The sequence below is a fragment of the Streptomyces sp. NPDC050549 genome (assembly GCF_040655035.1).
Lineage (GTDB): Bacteria > Actinomycetota > Actinomycetes > Streptomycetales > Streptomycetaceae > Streptomyces.
In genome coordinates, this window is sequence record NZ_JBFAJD010000014.1 from 31,975 (window position 1) to 47,282 (window position 15,308).

At 71.7% G+C, this 15,308-nt stretch carries 18 protein-coding genes and 2 pseudogenes; 10 read left to right on the top strand and 10 right to left on the bottom strand.

Features of this window, described 5'->3' with window-relative positions:
* Positions 1-74 precede the first annotated feature (74 nt).
* Positions 75-209, top strand: coding sequence for a hypothetical protein (locus AB0I51_RS21440; protein WP_362977376.1), 135 nt, complete (start codon positions 75-77; stop codon positions 207-209).
* Positions 210-505: 296 nt separating this feature from the next.
* On the opposite strand, the gene AB0I51_RS21445 is transcribed toward AB0I51_RS21440, so the two are convergent.
* From AB0I51_RS21445 to AB0I51_RS21460, 4 genes are all read right to left on the bottom strand, one after another.
* Positions 506-796, bottom strand: a complete 291-nt coding sequence (locus tag AB0I51_RS21445; RefSeq protein ID WP_362977378.1) for a zinc-ribbon domain-containing protein — start codon at positions 794-796, stop codon at positions 506-508.
* A gap of 234 nt (positions 797-1,030) precedes the next feature.
* A complete protein-coding gene (locus AB0I51_RS21450) occupies positions 1,031-1,510 on the bottom strand; it encodes a hypothetical protein (RefSeq protein ID WP_362977380.1) in 480 nt (159 codons plus the stop codon).
* Entirely contained in the window at positions 1,470-1,862 is a 393-nt protein-coding gene (locus AB0I51_RS21455; protein ID WP_362977382.1) for a hypothetical protein, read from the bottom strand. Before AB0I51_RS21455 ends, AB0I51_RS21450 begins: the two co-directional genes overlap by 41 nt.
* A gap of 236 nt (positions 1,863-2,098) precedes the next feature.
* Positions 2,099-3,622 carry an FAD-dependent monooxygenase gene (locus AB0I51_RS21460; RefSeq protein ID WP_362977384.1) on the bottom strand — a complete coding sequence of 508 codons (1,524 nt, stop codon included), beginning with the start codon at positions 3,620-3,622 and terminating at the stop codon, positions 2,099-2,101.
* A 128-nt stretch (positions 3,623-3,750) separates the two neighbouring features.
* Here AB0I51_RS21460 and AB0I51_RS21465 point away from each other — a divergent pair, with 128 nt between their 5' ends.
* Positions 3,751-4,065 (top strand): hypothetical protein, encoded by a 315-nt coding sequence (locus tag AB0I51_RS21465; protein WP_362977386.1) that lies wholly within the window; start codon positions 3,751-3,753, stop codon positions 4,063-4,065.
* On the opposite strand, the gene AB0I51_RS21470 is transcribed toward AB0I51_RS21465, so the two are convergent.
* From AB0I51_RS21470 to AB0I51_RS21495, 6 genes and pseudogenes are all read right to left on the bottom strand, one after another.
* Positions 4,040-4,231: a CBS domain-containing protein gene (locus AB0I51_RS21470; protein ID WP_362977388.1), complete on the bottom strand. Its 192-nt coding sequence runs from the start codon at positions 4,229-4,231 to the stop codon at positions 4,040-4,042. The two genes, AB0I51_RS21465 and AB0I51_RS21470, sit on opposite strands and share 26 nt — an antisense overlap.
* A gap of 31 nt (positions 4,232-4,262) precedes the next feature.
* A pseudogene (locus tag AB0I51_RS21475) lies at positions 4,263-4,713 on the bottom strand (acetate--CoA ligase family protein); the annotation flags it as partial.
* 296 nt (positions 4,714-5,009) lie between these two features.
* Positions 5,010-5,900 (bottom strand): universal stress protein, encoded by an 891-nt coding sequence (locus AB0I51_RS21480; RefSeq protein ID WP_362977390.1) that lies wholly within the window; start codon positions 5,898-5,900, stop codon positions 5,010-5,012.
* 236 nt (positions 5,901-6,136) lie between these two features.
* A complete protein-coding gene (locus AB0I51_RS21485) occupies positions 6,137-6,478 on the bottom strand; it encodes a hypothetical protein (RefSeq protein ID WP_362977704.1) in 342 nt (113 codons plus the stop codon).
* Between the two features lie 106 nt (positions 6,479-6,584).
* A pseudogene (locus AB0I51_RS21490) lies at positions 6,585-6,911 on the bottom strand (sugar ABC transporter ATP-binding protein); the annotation flags it as partial.
* 231 nt (positions 6,912-7,142) lie between these two features.
* A complete protein-coding gene (locus AB0I51_RS21495; RefSeq protein WP_362977392.1) occupies positions 7,143-8,009 on the bottom strand; it encodes a CBS domain-containing protein in 867 nt (288 codons plus the stop codon).
* A gap of 182 nt (positions 8,010-8,191) precedes the next feature.
* On the opposite strand from AB0I51_RS21495, the gene AB0I51_RS21500 reads away from it, so the two are divergent.
* From AB0I51_RS21500 to AB0I51_RS21535, 8 genes are read left to right on the top strand one after another with little or no spacing between them, the layout of a single operon-like run.
* Complete coding sequence (locus AB0I51_RS21500) at positions 8,192-8,650, top strand: hypothetical protein (protein WP_362977394.1); 459 nt, start codon at positions 8,192-8,194, stop codon at positions 8,648-8,650.
* 10 nt (positions 8,651-8,660) lie between these two features.
* On the top strand, positions 8,661-9,587 hold the full coding sequence (locus AB0I51_RS21505) for a hypothetical protein (RefSeq protein WP_362977396.1): 927 nt from the start codon (positions 8,661-8,663) through the stop codon (positions 9,585-9,587).
* Positions 9,571-11,007: a V-type ATPase 116kDa subunit family protein gene (locus tag AB0I51_RS21510; RefSeq protein WP_362977398.1), complete on the top strand. Its 1,437-nt coding sequence runs from the start codon at positions 9,571-9,573 to the stop codon at positions 11,005-11,007. Before AB0I51_RS21505 ends, AB0I51_RS21510 begins: the two co-directional genes overlap by 17 nt.
* Complete coding sequence (locus AB0I51_RS21515) at positions 11,004-11,426, top strand: ATP synthase subunit C (protein WP_362977400.1); 423 nt, start codon at positions 11,004-11,006, stop codon at positions 11,424-11,426. Before AB0I51_RS21510 ends, AB0I51_RS21515 begins: the two co-directional genes overlap by 4 nt.
* Positions 11,427-11,428: 2 nt before the next feature.
* A complete protein-coding gene (locus AB0I51_RS21520; protein WP_362977402.1) occupies positions 11,429-11,650 on the top strand; it encodes a hypothetical protein in 222 nt (73 codons plus the stop codon).
* A complete protein-coding gene (locus AB0I51_RS21525) occupies positions 11,647-12,174 on the top strand; it encodes a hypothetical protein (RefSeq protein ID WP_362977404.1) in 528 nt (175 codons plus the stop codon). Before AB0I51_RS21520 ends, AB0I51_RS21525 begins: the two co-directional genes overlap by 4 nt.
* Positions 12,171-13,907, top strand: a complete 1,737-nt coding sequence (locus tag AB0I51_RS21530) for a V-type ATP synthase subunit A (RefSeq protein WP_362977406.1) — start codon at positions 12,171-12,173, stop codon at positions 13,905-13,907. The genes AB0I51_RS21525 and AB0I51_RS21530 overlap by 4 nt, the downstream gene beginning before the upstream one ends.
* Positions 13,904-15,307: a V-type ATP synthase subunit B gene (locus AB0I51_RS21535; protein ID WP_362977408.1), complete on the top strand. Its 1,404-nt coding sequence runs from the start codon at positions 13,904-13,906 to the stop codon at positions 15,305-15,307. Before AB0I51_RS21530 ends, AB0I51_RS21535 begins: the two co-directional genes overlap by 4 nt.
* Position 15,308: the final 1 nt, after the last annotated feature.

Below are 15,308 nucleotides of genomic sequence, written 5' to 3' on the forward strand. Positions count from 1 at the left end.
TGCTCCTACCCCTCCCGCCGCGGGTCACCTACCTCACCGGCCTGGACCCCCACCGCGCCGCCGAGTACCAGCGGATGGCGGCCGAAGTCGCTTACTCCCGCCTCTACATGGCCGGCCACGTCTCCAGCGACCTCACCGCCGGAGTCCTCGTCGGCGACTACCTCCTGGCCACCGGCGGCCGCACTACCCCTGCCGCAGCCACCAGTTGACAACACCGCCTGGCACACTGAGGACGCGCACTGCGCAGGTCGGCCCCCACCGTCTCACCCCCGTGACGGCTGGGGGCCGCTTCGCAACAGCCGGGACGAGCCAAGACGTCGGCCAAACCATGCGCGGCCACTGTGCCCATACACCTTGCGACATCGTGCCTGGTGAGGCGCCGAACGCGCACATGGCCACCAGTCGGCCTCCGACACAAGAAGGCGCCCGGCCGCTCCACGCCCCTGCCTTCGGGCCACACCGCACGCTGCCACACGGTGATCTGCGGCAGTTCCTCGACCTTGCCTCAGGACTGGTACGGCTGCTGCTGCGGTTGCCCGTACGCCTGACCGCCGTGGCCGCTCGCGGCCTGCGCCTGCAGTTGTTCGGCCTGCTCCTTGGTCACCTTCTGCTCTGCTCCGCAGAAGGTGCACTGCGTCGCGTACTTCGTCGAGAACGGGAACAACGGCACGAAGAACAGCGTGAACTTGGTGACGCGCTTCCTGAGCGTGTGCGCGGCGGGATTGCCGCAGTGACCGCACACCAGCGTCAATATCGCGAGCTGGTAGAGGTATCCCTTGGTGCCGAAAATAATCATGCTGTGCGCTCTTTCTGAAGGTGCCTGCTCATGGACGTCTGGATTTCGTCCAAGAACAATGCCACGAGAGGGGTGCCTGGCAGGCCCCGACCAAGATCTTCCCTCAGATCCCCCAAGTGGCCGCCGGGAACGGGTGAAGGACCCGCCCCGGTAACAACCTAACCCGCGATTGGTCTTGGTGTGCCGGCCTGGGGGTTCGGGTGGCTGGTGGTTCAGCGGTCGCGGGTCGGTCCGTTACTCGTAGCGGTATTTCATCGAGTCCGCCTCCGCCTGCTGGATGTCGGCGATCGTCAGCTCGGGCATCCGCAGTTGGGCCGGCGTCACCTCGGCGGAGGCCGGCTTGTCGGCCGGCAGCCACTGCTCCGGTTTCCAGGTCCCGCTGCGCGGCAGCGACTTGGGGCAGTCCGGGTAGACCTTCTCGATTCCCAGCACCAGCGCACTGGCCGGCGGCTTGCCCACGGCGGTCAGCTGCGACAGCAGCTCCGCGCCGGTGGAGACACAGGCCCGGCCGTTGACTCTGAGTGTGTTGGTGCGTCCCGGGATGAGGAACAGTAGCCCGGCCCGTCCGGTGGCGATGACGTTCTGCAGGGTGTCCAGATGCTTGTTGAGTTCGGTCATCTGCTTCCGCACGGCCGCGGCGCCGGGGAGGTCGTACATCCGGCGCAAAGCCTCCTCAGTCGCCGAACAGGCTGTCCTGGACGTACTGGACGCCATTCGTCTTCGGGTAGAAGAGGCCCAGCAGCATGAATGTCTTCGGGTGCGCGGCGATGTTGCCGACGAAGCAGTGGACGGCCTTGTCTGCGGTGAACATGCGGTCGAACCAGCGCTCCCGCAGCTTGTCGAGGACAGCGCTCTCGCCGTACTCACGCAGGAACTTGCGAGTCGAAAGGGGACAGGCAAGAGGCGCACGTGCCGCGGCGGCCCTTGGTCGAGCCGTACGCCAGCCACCCTCGACCTCCTCAGCTACCACCTGAAGATCCTCGGCACGGCGGACCTGGTCACCTGCAGCCGCCGCGGCCGTCGGATCGGCTACGACCTGGTCCCTGACGCCCTCGCACGACTTCACGCCGGCCTCCCCGCCACGCCAACCCGCGCCCGGCCGGGGCCGGGGAGGCCGCCACCGCACAGCAGTACACGGCGGCCTTCTCGCCCCAGTGCGCTGATCGGATCCAGTGACCACGAAAAGGGTCGGGCAACGAGGGCCTGTCGGCTTTCACCCCGCACCTTCCCCGGCACTCGTCTCTACCTCTACGAACGCGGCGACGCCTCGGACGATGCGTTCCCACGCCCCTCACCGTGGCGTCATACGCGCCGCAGCCACCGGTCGAGGTACCCGCTCAGCCCGTTCACATCGGCGCCGCGTGAGACATAACCGAGGTAGCCGTCGGGGCGTACGAGCCCGTGAGTAACGCCCGGCCAGGGACTCTGCTCGCCGAGTCGGTGAACGGTGAGTACCTCGGCCCGGCCTGCCAGGACCGGGGCGAGCCGCCCGTCGGACCAGAGGCGCGGCGGCCCGGCCAGCAGCAGGTGCCAGCCCGGCCCCGCAGTCCGTGCCTGGAACCCGCGCGGCAGGTCGGGCAGCCGGTCACCGGCGCGTGGACCGCGTCCCGGGGGCCGCGAGCCCGAAGTGGAGGCGGGACTGCGCCGGTAGTGGATGCCCAGCTCTGACACCGTGCGGAAGACCCGCCCGCGCGGCCCCCTCGCGCGCACCGCCAGCGGCACCAGACGCGGAGCGAGGCGCGTGCGGGCGAGCCGGATGGCCGGGTTGCCGCTGGTGGCGACGGTGAAGGCACGGTCGGTGAAGCGCAGCACGCTGCGGCCGACCGGGGCGCGCTCGGCCTCGTAGGTCTCCAGCAGTTCCTCCGGCGAGTGGCCCTGGCACACGAGGGCGAGTTTCCAGCCCAGGTTGAGGGCGTCCTGGATGCCGGTGTTCATGCCCTGGGCGCCGGCCGGGCTGTGGATGTGGGCGGCGTCCCCGGCGAGGAAGAAGGGCCCCGAGCGGTAGTGGGCGGCGCCGCGGTTGTGGAGCCGGAAGTCGGTCATCCACACCGGGTCGCGCAACGCCAGCCGGCTGCCGGCGTATCGGGTGGTGATCTCCTGCAGGAGACTGAGATCCACCTCGGTGTCCGTGGCGCCCGGCGGCCGCATCGCGAGCAACCGCCAGGTGGCCGGCGAGCCCAGGGGGAAGAAGAACAGCATCCCGGCTCCCGTCATGTACGTGTGCACCGCCCCGGGCTCCAGCCCATCGACCTCCAGGTCGGCAAGCAGGAAGGTCTGCGGGTAGGCGTACCCCTCGAAGCCGATGCCCGCTTGAGCCCGCACCGTGCTGTGCGCACCGTCGCAGCCCACGACGTACGTCGCCTCCACGGCCTCCTCGCTGCCATCGCCGCGCCGGAGCCGACAGGCGACGGACGAGCCCGTGCGCTCCAGACGGACCAACTCCGTGCCTCGCTCCACGTCCACGTCCTCGCCCCTCAGATGCTCCGAGAGGACGCTCTCGGTCTCCGCCTGCGAGAGGAACAGCAGGAAGGGGTACGCGGTGTCGGCCAGCCCGATGTCGAAAAGCGGAATCTGCACCACCCGGTGCGGCAGATGCATCCTCAGCTGCATCGCGGGGTTGCCGCGTCCGACCAGTTCGTCGGTCACCCCGAAGGGGGCGAGCACTTCCAGGGTGCGTGGCTGGATGGCCAACGCGCGCGACTCATGGGCCCGGTCCAGGGAGCGGTCGACGATCCGGAAAGTGGTCCCGTAGGTCCGCAGTTGCGCGGCGAGAGCGAGCCCGGTGGGTCCTGCGCCGACCACGAGCACGTCCAAATGTGCCGTCATGGATCCACGGTAGTGCTCGACCGGTTCGATGCTTCCTGCCGTCGTAGGGGCGATCATGAGGAGCGACTGCGCCCGCTGAACAGATACGGATTCCACCCCTGACGCAGGCGGCGAGAAAGGTGGCCGGCATGTCGAAGCACGAACGGGAGCTGGCCGAAGCCCAGCGCGAGCACTGGCAGCAGACCTACTGTGGGAACCCGGGCATGTACGGCGCGGAGCCGTCCGAACCGGCCGTCCACGCCGCCGAGGTGTTCCGGGCCGTCGGCGCCCGCGACGTTCTGGAGCTGGGCGCCAGTCACGGCCGCGATGCCCTGTTCTTCGCCCGCGAGGGCTTCACCGTGCTGGCCAGCGACTTCAGCCCAGTCGGCCTGGAACAACTGCGCGAGGCTGCCCACGCTCAGGGCGTCGCCGAACGGGTCACCACTGGGCTTGGTGGAGCATGAGGTCGGTCTCGGAGATCACGCCGATGACCTTGTCGTCCTGGTCGATGACCGGGAGACCGCTGATGCGGTGTTCGCCGAGCGTGCGCACCACTTGCTCGACGGGTGTGCCGTACTCGGCGGCGACCACGTTGTCCACCATGAGAGAGCCGACCTCCGTGGCCTTCATTGCTGATCCCTGCTGAGCGGTCGGGACCCGGTCAGCGCAGCCGGCGCAGGTACGGGTCGTGGGCGTGGCGTGGCACGAGCCGCACGCGGACGTCGAGCGCGGAGACGCCGTGGGGACCGGCCAGCACCGGGTTGAGGTCGGCCTCGGCCAGTTGCGGCAGGTCCAGGGCCATCCGGGACAGCCGGTGCAGCAGCTGCTCCAGGGCTTCGAGGTTTGCGGTGGGGCTGCCGGCATAGCCGAAGAGGAGCGGGGTGCACCGCGGAGAGGTGATCAGATCGTGGACGTCACGGTCGGTGAGCGGGGCGAGTCGTCCCGCGTGGTCGGCGAGAAGCTCGGTCGCGGTGCCGCCCAGTCCGGAAGACCACGAGCGGTCCGAAGACCTCGTCCTGGACGACCCCGGCGAACAGCTCGGTGCCGCGCTCTGCGAGCGGCTGGATCACCACACCGGTCATCCGGTCTCCGAAGCGGGTGACCAGGTCCCGGCGGTTCGCCAGTCCGGGACGTCGATGCGATCCAGCCCGCCGTCCGGCACCGGCGCGCACCACGGCTCACGGGACGAGGGAGGAGTCGTTCTCCTCCTCCTGGGTGAAGTGCGCGGTACGGCGTGCAGCCGGCAGAGGCAGGTGCACAGGTCGTCGAAACCGCTCCGGTGCCGGGCCCCCGTCGGCGTCGGCGAGCGCGAGGGGGTGGCGATGCGCCGGGCGAGTTGTTCGATCTGAGTGTCGGCGCGGCTCATGGTGGCGGTCCATCGAAGTCTCGCTCGGCTGCGCCGGGCGTATCAGTCGTGCGGGACGACGGCGACCGGGCACGGCGCGTGGTGCAGCGCCGCGTGCGCGACTGGCCCGAGTTTCCAGTTCAGGTGCGACGGATGCCGTTGGCGACCCACGACCACGAGTGCGCTGTGCGTCGCGGCGTACAACAGCACCGCCGCGGCTGGACCGGTCGAGACCTGTTCGACGACGGGGGTGTCGGGAAACTTCTCGCGCCAGGGTGCCAGCGTGGCCGCGAGCCGTATGCGTTCCTCCGCCTGGTAGCGGCTGTCGGCGCGCCCGGCGGCCATCGTGTGCGGATAGGGCACCAGGCTGGACAGTGGGAGGGCTCGTACGGCGCGCACGTGCATTCCGTGCGACGTGGCGGAAGTGAACGCGAATTCCAGTAGGGAGTCGGAGGGCGGTCCCGGCTCCTTCACGCCGACCACGATCTCGTCGTGGTCCGCCGCCGCGGGGTGCTCCCAGCCGTTCTCGACGGTGGGGTCGCCGGCCCGGACGGTGACAGCCGGGCAGCGCGCGCGACCCAGGACGTGCAGGCTGCTGGAGCCGAGCAGGAAGCTGGCCGTCGATCCGTGTCTGCGGGAACCGAGAACGAGCAGGGCCGCAGTCCCGCTGAGGTCCAGCAGGGCCTCCGCGGCGGGGGACGAGGCCAGTTCCGTGGTCAGGGTCAGACCGGGGTACCGGTGGCGGATTTCGGTCTCGACCCGTTGGAGTGCCCGTCCCCCGTACTGCTGCCTGCTCAGGGCCTCTTGGGCGGCAGGCACATCGAGTGGCTGGGTGGTCCAGGAGTGGAAGAGAAGGAGGGGCAGTCGCCTGTCCACGGCTTCGCGGGCGGCCCACCATGCGGCCGCCGTGCCGGCTGGGGAGCCGTCGAGTCCGACGACGACAGGACCGGTCATCGCGCACCTCCTGTGTCGGTGCGGCACGCAGGGAACTGCTGCGCCGCGCGCATCCCCCCACTTCGGTCACTTCCAGGGTCGTCGCCGGACGGCTGCCGGGGCGAGGGCCGGACGGTTCGCTCCAGGGGGCCGTCCGGCCCTGTGGCGGGTCGGGCGAGGGGGTGAACCTTTGAGAGGCGCGGAGAGGACTGCCCAGGCGATGTCGCAGGGCTCGGGCCCAGCCGTATGGGGCGGGCTCAGTCCGTCGGGGTTCCCTCGCAGGCCGGTGTGCGTTTCGCGAGCGGTTTGGTTGCGTGATCGGTGGCCATGTCCTGAGGGCTCGGTGCGTCCGCCGAGACGGTCTGTTCGGCGACGCGTAAGTCCACCCGGACCGACCCCGTGTCCGCGGAAAGCCGTGGACCGGTTTCGGCAGGGAAGCAGTGCACGGCGTCGCCGCGCACCGCGACGCGGAGCGCGGATCCCTTGCTGTGGGTGGGGCGTCCGGGGAGCCTGACGACGACCGGGGTGAGGTCCTGGCCGAGCTTCGCGGTCGCGTGGAGGTGGGCGACGGCTCCGGTGTCCTCGCCCGCTTCGATCACCAGGTCCAGCGCGGAGGGTCTCCAGGTCGTCGGGGGAGAGCACCTGGAGATGCTCGGGCAGGATGCCGAGCGTGAGCTCGGTGGCGTCCTCGGCGGCTGCGGAGCGACGGATGTCGTGGGGCAGCGGGACGGGCAGTCCGTCCGGTCGGACGCCGTCCGCGGTCAGCGGGAGGCGGAAGAGGTTCATTGCCGGTGGGCCGATGAAGCCGGCGACGAAGGTGTTGGCCGGGTGCGCGAACACTTCCTTCGGCGTGCCCACCTGCTGCAGCGCCCCGTCCTTGAGGACGGCGAGACGGTCGCCCATCGTGATGGCCTCGACCTGGTCGTGGGTGACGTACACGGTGGTGGTGCCCAGACGGCGCTGCAGCACGGCGATCTGTGTGCGGGTCTGCATGCGCAGCTTGGCGTCCAGGTCGGACAGCGGCTCGTCCATCAGGAACACCCGGGGTTCGCGGACGATGGCGCGCCCCGTCGCCACCCGCCGCCGCTGGCCGGAGAGGGACTTGAACTCACCCTCGCCGCTCGCCTGGTCCGCTCCACCGGGCCGGACATGCTGGTCCTGGCCGACCGGGAGCTCCTCGGAGTGCCCTTGTGGAGAGCGTTCACCGCCAATGGCGCCCACCTGCTGTGGCGGGTACGTGTCTTCTCATACGGCTCTTGCAGCTCATACCGCGACGAGGTGGTCCGACACCGCGACCACATCCGCGATCTGTTCCACTGCCGTCCTCAGCTTCGGGATCAGCTCGGCGTCCAGAGTGCCCGTCAGCGTGACGACGCCGTTGAGGACCCGTACCTTCACGCGTGCCGGATCGATGCCCAGCTCGCCCTCGATGACCGCGGCGACGACTTCCGCGCGGATGGCCGCGTCGTCCCGGACCAGAGCCTCCAGCAGCTCACTGCGGCTGATGACGCCCACCAGGCGTCCCTTGTGGTCCGTGACGAACAGCTGCCGGATCCGGGAGCGGGCCGCTGTGCGCGCCGCAACGACAACCGAAGTCCAGGTGTGGACGGTGAGCGCCGGCGCGGACATCAGCGTGGCAGCCGTCTCTGCCGCATCCACGGGACGTGGCCGTCGGTGCAGCACACGGTCGAACGCGCCGGGGCGATCGCCCGCGGCAAGGGATGCCGCCCGGGCGAGAAGGTCGGACTCCGTGATCACGCCGATCACCCGCTGGGCGTCGTCCACCACGGGCACGGCCCCGGTCTGCTGGCGGGCCAGCATCCGGGCGACGTCCAAGAACGGTGTGTCGGCGGAAATTCCGGTGACGGACCGCCGCATGACGTGACTCACCTGAAGATCCGCGATCGACTTCGCCTGCCCATGGTGGTGGGTGCTGCTGACATGCGTCTCCCCGGCGGGGAGTGTTGCCTCGGCGGTGCTCGCCGTGTGCGAGTGGGAGGCCATGGCCTGCAGGTAGCGCACCATCATGTCCTGATGGAACTCCTCGGTCGGTGCGGGGGCGAAGGCCGGCACAGTGCGCTGTGCCTCCGCCGACGCGGCCGCATGTTCGCGTGCCTCTCGGTTACTCATGGCTACCTCCCACCGTGCGTGGAGACCACAGCCCCTGTGTTCTCACCGTCTCGCCTGCGCATCGGCCATGAAAGGGCCGATCGGCCCCTTCCGTGGGGCAAACAGCCCTAGAGAGGCTTTCATGACCTTCGTAACGTGAGAGTGGGCCACGGTGAACGTCGACGTCGGGCCTGGAGGTTGTCATGCTCGGGTTCCGAGAGTTCCGGATCCGTCTTCGGCCGGCCGGTTCACCAGGCCCGGCCGCACCGGGAGGTGTCCCTGCCGACCGGTCGGCCGAGTTCGCGGCCGAGCTTGAAGCCCCGCTCGCGCAGTTGGACGTCATTGCGGCCGAGGCCGACCGGATCCGTGCCACCGCTGTGCGGGAGGCGGCGGCGCGACGCCGCGCCGCGGCCCTGCGAGCCGAAGGCGTGGTGCGGGCCGCCAGGGAACAGGCCCTGGAAGTGAGAGGCGAGACCGCGAGCCGGATCCGGCGAGAAGCCGCTGCCGAGGCCGCACGGACCGAGGCCGCGTCACGGCGGACGGTGGAAAGGCTGCGCGAGAGGGAGGTGGAGCGCATCCCGGCCTTCGTGGCCCGCATCGTGGCGCAGGTGACCGGTGAACTGACCGTGGTCCAAGGTCCCGAACGACGCGGATCGGACTAGGAGGGTTGCGATGGGCGCGGGCTGGGTCGCGGGGGTGACACGCGCCAGGTCCATGGCCGTGGGACGCCTCGGCCTGGAACGGGTGCGCGAGCTGGCGGACGCGGGCACCCTGCCCGACGCCCTGCGCGCACTGGCCGGCACCCCGTACCGGCGCGCCCTCGACGTGGAGGCCGAGTCCGCCGAGGCCGGGCGGGCGGTCTTCGCCGCCCTGCTGTGGCAGCTGCGGGTGCTCGCCGGCTGGCAGCCCCGCCTCGGTGTCGCCGCCCTGCGCCAGTTGGCTGCCGGCTTCGAGATCGCGAACACCGGGGATCACCTGCGTGCCCTTTCCGGCGAGCCGCGGCCCGCGCCGTACCGGCTGGGCGTGCTGTCGACTGCCTGGCCCCGGCTGGCCCGGACCACGTCTCCGGGGGAGGTGAGGGCCGTACTGACGGCTTCCGCGTGGGGAGACCCCGGGGGCGAGTCGGCGTCAGCGGTGGTGACCGGGATGCGGCTGTCGGCGGACGCCCGCCTCATGACCGACGTTCCGCAGACGGCTCGGTGGGCGGCGGGCGACGCCGCGCTGCTGGTGGCGCGCGAGACCTTCTTGCTGGGCCGTGGCCCCGCTGGACGGGCCACGGCGTATGCCGAGCGGATCCTGGGCCGGTCCGCCGTGCGGGCCTCGTCCTACGGCGACTTCCGCACACGTCTGCCGTCGGCGGCCCGCTGGGCGCTGGCGGACACCGAGCAGCCCACGGACCTGTGGCGGGCCGAGACCCGCTGGTGGCACACCGTCGAGAAGGACGGACTGCGGATGCTGCACAGGGCGCGCCTCGACGTGACACCGGTCGTGGGCGCGACCGCGGTGCTGACCGTCGACGCGTGGCGGGTGCGTGCCGCCCTGGTGGCCGCAGCACACGAGGGCCGGGCACGGGAGGACTTCGATGACCTCCTGGAGTGACTCCCTGGCACCGGCGGCACCCGTCCGCATGCAGCGGGTGGCCGTCGTCGCCCCCCTCGACGCGCTGCGCGAGGTGCTGGTGCGGGTCGCCGACGCGGGCTGCGTGGAACTGGACCGCGCCGACGACGCGGCCCGGGCCACGGGCCCGGCGGCACGCGTGCTTCAGACGCTGCGTGCCGAGCCCGTCAAGCCTCTGCTCTCCCGCGCGGTGCCCGATCTCAACGCTCTCCAGAGCCAGGACCGGGCCGACCTCCTGGCGGGCGAGGCGCAACTCGAAACGTACAGCGCGACCGCGGTGCGGCACGGCGCGGTGGCCGCACTGGCCGGCTGGTGCCCAGTGACCGAGGTGCCCCGGCTCGGCAGCGGTCTGGCCGACGCGGGAGGCGCCGTCGTGCCCCTGCGCGCACCGCGCGGCATCGATCCGCCGACCCAACTGCCCGCCACGGGCCCGGTACGGCGCTCCCTCGTGCCGCTGGTGCGCACCTACGGGACTGTCCCGTACGCCGACGTCGACCCCACGCTGCCCGCCGGGATTGCCTACGTCGTCATGTTCGGGATGATGTTCGGCGACGCGGGCCATGGCGCGCTGCTGCTCCTCGGCGCGCTGCTGCTGCGGCTGGGACGCCCCCGCCGACTTGCGTCGCTGCGTCCTGTATGGCCCTTCGTCGCCGGGGCCGGGCTGGCGAGCACCCTGGCCGGATTCGCCTACGGGGAGTTCTTCGGCCCCACCGGCGTGCTGCCGGTGCTGTGGCTGAATCCGCTCGACGCACCCGTGCGGCTCCTGGCGAGCGCCGTCGGATTCGGCGCGTTTCTGCTCGCCCTGGCCTACGCCGCGGGCATCGCCAACCGCTGGCGGGAGAGCGGACCCGCCGGAGCACTGTACGCGCCGTCCGGCATCGCCGGCGCCGCCGTGTTCCTGGGGTTCGCACTGGTCGCCGGGGGAGTACTCCTGCAAGCGCCGGTGCTTACGGTCAGCGGCTCGGCCATCGTTCTGGCGGGGCTGCTGCTGGCCGGCACCGGGCTCTTCGCGGCATCGGGAGGCGGTGCCTCCGGCGGCCTGCAGACCGGCATCCAGCTCTTCGACGTAGTGGTCCGGATCGGGTCGAACACGATCTCCTTCGCGCGGCTCGCGGCGTTCGGGCTCACGCATGCCGCGCTCGGCGGGATCGTGTGGCAGGGCACGACCGGCCTGGCCCGGGGCGGGCCCGTGATGCTCGTCGCCGCGCTCCTCGTCTTCCTCCTCGGCAATGCGCTCGCCTTCGCGCTGGAGGCACTGGTCGCCGGGGTTCAGGCCCTGCGCCTGGAGTTCTACGAGCTGTTCTCCCGTGTCTTCGACACCGAAGGCCGGCCCTTCCAACCCTGGCATATACCAACGCAAAATGGACTTTCCGTACTCCATGGAACGGAGGCGACGACATGATCGCCTGGCTGATCGCGCTACCCGTGCTCGTCGCGGCGTTCGCCGTCACCCGCCGACTGCTGCGCCGCCGCAGTCCGGGGGTGCTGCGGTCGATCCTCGCGGCGGACGCGGCACTGTTCACCGGAGCCCTCGTGCTCCTGCTGGTTGGACTGAGCGGCGGTTCGGCGCAGGCCCATACGGCCGCCGAGGCCGCGCAGAGCTCCGGTTCCAATTCCGCGGCGCTCATCGGCGCCGCCATCGCGGTCGCCGGTGCCTCGATCGGAGCGGCGATCGCCGTCGCCTACACCGGCGCCGCCGCGCTGGCGGTGATGAGCGAGCGCCCCGAACTCTTCGGCCGGGCCATGGTCATCGTCGGCCTCGCCGAGGGCATTGCCATCTACGGACTGGTCGTCGCCATCATCCTGCTCGGGAAGACCTGACCATGGCACGCATCGCTGCGATCGGGGAGTGGTTGCGCATCGCCGGACTGGCGTCCGCGGGCGTCGTCCTGCGCCCCGCGGAGGAACCGGAAGCAGTGCGCACGGCCTGGCACGGTCTCGCGCCGGAGGTGGAACTGGTCATCGTCACGCCGACCGCGGCCGAGGCACTCGGCGACGTACTGGTGGACGGGCAGGGCCCGCTCGTCGCGGTGATGCCGCCATGAGGACCTCACTCCCCCCGGAAGCCGACGCCGCGCTCGATCCGGTCCGGGCACAGCTGCTGCGGGCCGCCAGGGCCGAAGCCGAGGCCCTGCTGGCCGAGGCGGACGCTCATGCCGCGGCCGTACTCGCCGACGCCGAGGGCCAGGCCGCGGTGATTCTCGCCGATGCCCGCAGGCTGGGCGAAGCTGACGCCACCACCGCCCGCGACGCCGCGCGCACCCGCAGCCGCAGGGCTGCCCGCGCCCGCGAGCTCGCCGCCCGCCGCGACTGCTGGGAGGAGCTGGGCCGACTGGTCGTGATCGGTGTGGAGGACCTGCGCAGGACCGATTCCTACCCGGTTCTCCGCGCCCGGCTGACCGCGCACGTCCGCGACGTGCTGGGCCCCGACGCCCGGGTCACCGAGGCCCACGGCGGAGGCATGGTCGGCGAGGCGGGGGGTCGCAGGCTCGACTGCAGTCTGGCCGCGTTCGCGCGCCGGGCACTGGAGCGGACCGGCACGGAGGCGGAGGAGTTGTGGGCGTCATGACATTCGAACCGCACGGCCGCGGACGCGTGCTGCGGGTCACCGGGCCGCTCGTCGAGGCCGAGGACCTCGGAGGCACAGCGATGAGCGACCTGGTCGCGCTCGGCGACGCCGGGCTGCCCGGGGAGGTCGTCGCGATCCGCGACCGGGTCGTCACCGTCCAGGCGTACGAATACACGGGCGGTCTGGCCCCCGGCGCACCGGTGCGCCCACTCGGCAGGCCGCTGTCGGCACCGCTCGGGCCGGGGCTGCTGGGCGGCATCTTCGACGGGCTGCTGCGCCCGCTGGCGGCAGCGGGCGCCTGGCTGGAGCCCGGAGGCGTCGGCCGACCGGACGGGCAGCGGCCCGAGTGGGCGTTCGTGCCGCAGGTCGCAGCGGGCGACTCCGTCGCGCAGGGGGCCGTCCTCGGTGAGATCCACGGTGCGGGGCCGGTTCCGCTGCGGGTTCTGGTGCCGCCCGGCTGTACCGGCCCGGTGGACCACATCGCGCGCGCGGGCCGCCACCCCGCGGACGCGGTCGTCGCGTCCGTGGCGGGCACCCCGGTCCGGATGGCGACCGACTGGCCCGTCCGGCGGCCCCGCCCCGTCCTGGAACGTCTGGGGTCCGGCAGGGCGCTGGGCACCGGGCAGCGGGCCATCGACCTGCTCTTCCCGGTGGCCCTGGGCAGCACGGTCGCCGTCCCCGGAGGCTTCGGCACAGGCAAGACCGTACTGCTGCAGCAGATCGCCAAGTGGTGCGACGCGGACGTCATCGTCTACGTCGGCTGCGGTGAGCGCGGCAACGAAATGGCCGACGTCATCGACGAGTTCACCGCGCTCACCGACCCGCGCACCGGCGGCCGCCTCGCCGACCGGACCGTGATCATCGCCAACACGTCCAACATGCCGATGATGGCCCGCGAGGCGAGCATCTACACCGGCGTCACGGTCGCCGAGTACTTCCGTGACATGGGCCTGGACGTAGTCGTCATCGCCGACTCCACCTCCCGGTGGGCCGAGGCGCTGCGCGAGTTCGCCTCCCGCACCGGCGCCCTGCCCGCCGAGGAGGGCTATCCGGCGGGCCTCGCCTCGGCCCTCGCCGCGTTCTACGAACGGGCGGGAGCGGTGACGACCCTGGGCGGCCGCAACGGCTCGGTGACGGTGATCGGCGCGGTGTCCCCGCCCGGTGGCGACATGGCGGAGCCGGTCACCGCCCACACCCAGCGTTTCGTGCGCTGTCTGTGGACCCTGGACCGCGAACTCGCCTACGCCCGCCACTACCCGGCCGTCTCCTGGGCCGAGTCGTTCTCCCGCGACGCCGAGGCGCTCGGCGCCCGCCACGCCGCGACGGACGACCCGGACTGGCCCGCCCGCCGCGCGCGGGTGGCGGGCCTGCTTGCCGAGGCAGACCGGCTCGCCGACCTGGTCGACCTGGTAGGCATCACCGCACTGCCCGCACAGGAGCGGATCAGCGTCCTGGGCGGACGGCTCGTGCGCGAGGGCGTGCTGCAGCAGAGCTCACTGTCCGAACGCGACGCCTACAGCGGCGCGGAGAAGACGGCCGCGCTGTCCGAGGCGGTGCTGGCCGTCGTCGACCGGTGTCGCGAACTCGCCGACTCCGGGGTACCGGCGGCGCACATCGAGGCCGTCGACTTCTCTCCCGTGCTGCGCGCCCGCGAGGAGGCGGGCCCGAACGACTCGGCGACCGTGGAGGGGCTGCGCCAGACCATGCTCGACCGGCTCAGGGAGGTGTCGTGAACAGCACCGACGACCGCAGCGACTGGGGCCGCGTCGAATACACCTCGGTGCGCGAACTGCGCGGACCCCTTGCGGTCGTCGACAAGGTGGAGGGGGTCGGCTGGGACGAGTTCGTGCTGTTCACGCTCGACTCGGGGGAGCAGCGGCACGGAGTCGTCCTGGAAGTCGACCGCGGCACGGCGGTGGTGCAGGTGCTGGAGGACACCGCGGGCATCGACCCGGAACGGATCCGGGCCGGCTTCACCGGAGCGCCGCTGCGAGTGCCAGTGGGCCCCGGCTGGCTGGGCCGGGTCTGCAACGGCCGCGGTGAGCCCCTCGACGGAGGCCCGCCCGTGTTCGGCGCCGCCGCCTCGGCGGTGGGCGGCCGTCCCATCAACCCGGTACGCCGTGAACCGCCCGCCGAGCCGGTGCTGACCGGGATCAGCGCCATCGACGCCCTGACCACCCTCGTACGAGGGCAGAAGCTGGCCGTGTTCTCGGCGGCCGGTCTTCCGCACCTGGAGCTGGCCGCGCAGATCGCTGCCCAGTCGACGGCCGGTGGAGAGCCGTTCTGCGTGGTCTTCGCCGCCATGGGGGTGACGCACGCGGACGCCGACTTCGTACGCGACGCGCTGGAGGGACGGTCTGCCGCGGGCGAGTTGGTGCTGCTGCTCAACACCGCCGACGACCCCGTGATCGAACGTATTCTCACCCCGCGCATTGCGCTGACCGTCGCCGAGCAGCTGGCCTTCGGCGAGGGCCGGCACGTGCTGGTGGTCATGACGGACATGACGAGCTACGCCGAGGCACTGCGCGAGGTGTCCGCGGCCCGCGGTGAGATACCGGCCCGTCGCGCCTATCCCGGCTACCTCTACAGCGACCTGGCGTCCCTGTACGAACGGTGCGGGCGTATCCGGGGGCTGCCGGGATCCGTCACCGTGCTGCCGCTGCTCACCATGCCCGCGGGCGACATCACGCATCCGGTACCGGACCTCACCGGCTACATCACGGAGGGCCAGATCGTGCTCTCCCGCGAAATGCACGCCAAAGGCGTCTACCCGCCGGTGGACGCGCTGTCCTCGCTGTCCCGGCTGATGCGCAAGGGCGCCGGTCCGGGCCGTACCCGTGACGACCACCTCGACGTCGCCGCCCAGCTGCTCGCCGCCCTGGCCCGGGCCCGGCAGATCAAGGAGCTGGCCGACCTCGTCGGACAGGCGGCGCTCAGTCCCACCGACCGCCGCTACCTCGATTTCGACGAGGCGTTCGCCCGGGGGCTCATGGCCCAGCAGCGCGACGAACTGCGCACGCTGGAGCAGACCCTGGAGCGCGCCTGGCAGGTGCTGCTCACTCTGCCTCGCAGCCAACTGGCCATGCTGCCCGCCGAGTTCCTCGACGCGCACGGCGCGACAGAGAGCGGGTGAT

Excerpts from the sequence above, each read along its gene's own strand:
- AB0I51_RS21505 (WP_362977396.1), top strand. The coding sequence starts at position 8,661 with ATGGGCGCGGGCTGGGTCGCGGGGGTGACACGCGCCAGGTCCATGGCC.
- AB0I51_RS21470 (WP_362977388.1), bottom strand. The coding sequence starts at position 4,231 with ATGAAGGCCACGGAGGTCGGCTCTCTCATGGTGGACAACGTGGTCGCC.
- AB0I51_RS21530 (WP_362977406.1), top strand. The coding sequence starts at position 12,171 with ATGACATTCGAACCGCACGGCCGCGGACGCGTGCTGCGGGTCACCGGG.
- AB0I51_RS21510 (WP_362977398.1), top strand. The coding sequence starts at position 9,571 with ATGACCTCCTGGAGTGACTCCCTGGCACCGGCGGCACCCGTCCGCATG.
- AB0I51_RS21445 (WP_362977378.1), bottom strand. The coding sequence starts at position 796 with ATGATTATTTTCGGCACCAAGGGATACCTCTACCAGCTCGCGATATTG.
- AB0I51_RS21520 (WP_362977402.1), top strand. The coding sequence starts at position 11,429 with ATGGCACGCATCGCTGCGATCGGGGAGTGGTTGCGCATCGCCGGACTG.
- AB0I51_RS21480 (WP_362977390.1), bottom strand. The coding sequence starts at position 5,900 with ATGACCGGTCCTGTCGTCGTCGGACTCGACGGCTCCCCAGCCGGCACG.
- AB0I51_RS21500 (WP_362977394.1), top strand. The coding sequence starts at position 8,192 with ATGCTCGGGTTCCGAGAGTTCCGGATCCGTCTTCGGCCGGCCGGTTCA.
- AB0I51_RS21495 (WP_362977392.1), bottom strand. The coding sequence starts at position 8,009 with ATGAGTAACCGAGAGGCACGCGAACATGCGGCCGCGTCGGCGGAGGCA.
- AB0I51_RS21460 (WP_362977384.1), bottom strand. The coding sequence starts at position 3,622 with ATGACGGCACATTTGGACGTGCTCGTGGTCGGCGCAGGACCCACCGGG.
- AB0I51_RS21515 (WP_362977400.1), top strand. The coding sequence starts at position 11,004 with ATGATCGCCTGGCTGATCGCGCTACCCGTGCTCGTCGCGGCGTTCGCC.
- AB0I51_RS21440 (WP_362977376.1), top strand. The coding sequence starts at position 75 with ATGGCGGCCGAAGTCGCTTACTCCCGCCTCTACATGGCCGGCCACGTC.
- AB0I51_RS21450 (WP_362977380.1), bottom strand. The coding sequence starts at position 1,510 with ATGGCGTCCAGTACGTCCAGGACAGCCTGTTCGGCGACTGAGGAGGCT.
- AB0I51_RS21525 (WP_362977404.1), top strand. The coding sequence starts at position 11,647 with ATGAGGACCTCACTCCCCCCGGAAGCCGACGCCGCGCTCGATCCGGTC.
- AB0I51_RS21465 (WP_362977386.1), top strand. The coding sequence starts at position 3,751 with ATGTCGAAGCACGAACGGGAGCTGGCCGAAGCCCAGCGCGAGCACTGG.